The sequence below is a fragment of the Nonomuraea sp. NPDC003804 genome, from assembly GCF_040610675.1.
In the GTDB taxonomy this organism is placed as follows: Bacteria; Actinomycetota; Actinomycetes; order Streptosporangiales; family Streptosporangiaceae; genus Nonomuraea.
This window is the reverse complement of record NZ_JBEXMT010000095.1, coordinates 1-1,557: the sequence shown is the minus strand read 5'-3', so window position 1 is coordinate 1,557 and position 1,557 is coordinate 1. Positions and strand designations below refer to the sequence as shown.

The window sequence follows — 1,557 nt, the reverse complement described above, 5'->3', positions numbered from 1 at the left end:
GGTTCAACGAAAGTCATATACCCGTCGCAGACGAGAATGGAACGCATTGGAAGTGCAACAAAAAGTGTTCGAACACCTCTCATCCCGGATAGAAAACCGCCCCCCATCCATGCTCATTCCGGAATACGGTAGGCGAGACGAGAGCCTTTGCGCAATCTGGCCGCTACCTTTATGGGGCCAGAAACAAAGCAATTGTACGCAAAGACACATCAGGCGCCGGGCCATCGGTCCCGCAGCGACGAATGCTTCGCCTTCGGGATTCGAGCCGCGCTCCGCTTGTTCCTCGATGGAGCAGTTCCTACCCGGGTGTTGGACGACTGAAGGCCATTACGAGCGCAGCCGTCTGCGCGCACGCCATACGGTTTGCAACCCGTGCCGCGTCAGCTTGATCGCCCACGGCGCCTTGGCCTTGAGGTACTCCACGATCTTCCGCGTCGCAAAAATGGCCCTGCTGTTCTGATAGAAGGCGAGCTGACTGCGTAACGCGTGGAGTTCCTCCTCCAACGCGCCGGGCGCTGCAGAGGCGGCCTGCCCGCCCTCAAGAACATACAGTGGGAGCCTCACCTCCCCCGCCTCGACCATCTTGCCCGTCAACAACGCGTGGTACAACTCACGATGCCGCGCGACACGCTCCGGAGTGTGATACATCGAATTCGCACGACGCCGATAGAAGAAATGAATGCCGTTCGTTGCAATGAAGCGCTTCCCCGTGGCGAGTGCGCGGGAATAGAGATCCCAATCCTCATACGCTTCGAGTTCTTCACGATACTTCAGCTCGCGCAACACTACCGTACGCGCCATGCAGGTTGCGGTCGAAAAGCGGTTTTCGTACATGCCGAGCGCCCGCGCTTCGCCATAGAACACCGCGTAATCGGCGAATGCGGCCTGTCGACCGATCTGCCCTTCCTCTCGATCCAGGAAGAATCCGGTTTGCGGCACGACGAAATCGAATTCAGGATTGCGTTGCAATGCGTCGACCGCCAGTTCGATGAACTGGGGACCAATGAGATCGTCCGCATCGAGCGTGAGTATGAACTCTCCGCACACGTGCTGAAGCGCGACATTCCTGGTTGCCGCCAGCCCAAGATTCATGGGATTCCGAACGATGCGTATGCGCCCGCCCAACGTCTGAATGCGTTCGATCGCGAGGCAACTCAACGCGTCAGTCGAACAGTCGTCAACGACGACGATTTCAACGTTCTCGTAAGTCGACGCCAGGATCGAATCGAGTGTGCGCGGAAGATACTCGCCCAGATTGAAATGCGGTACGACTACCGATACGAGCGGGCGACTCGCGACCGACTTCGGCGCAGGCGGCGCCTGCAACATGTCCCACGGCGTCGGGTCGGAGGGCATTTTCACAATTTCCCGCACGCCATGCGCATAAGCAACGGCAAGGGCGGCGGCAAGCCCTTCTGCGGTACCGTCGAACTTGCAACAATTGAGACCATCACGCCATGGCGAACTGTCACCGAACGCCGGATTGTTGCCATTCAGCACGCAAATGGCACCGGCGAGCGAAGCCTCGTACGCCGACAAACAGAATGACTCGAACTG

Annotated in this window: 1 protein-coding gene; it reads right to left on the bottom strand. The window is 58.6% G+C overall.

What is annotated here, in order from left to right; all coding sequences use genetic code 11:
• Positions 1-327: 327 nt before the first annotated feature.
• A partial coding sequence (locus ABZX22_RS44990; RefSeq protein WP_354923458.1) for a glycosyltransferase family 2 protein occupies positions 328-1,557 on the bottom strand: 1,230 nt, incomplete at its 5' end.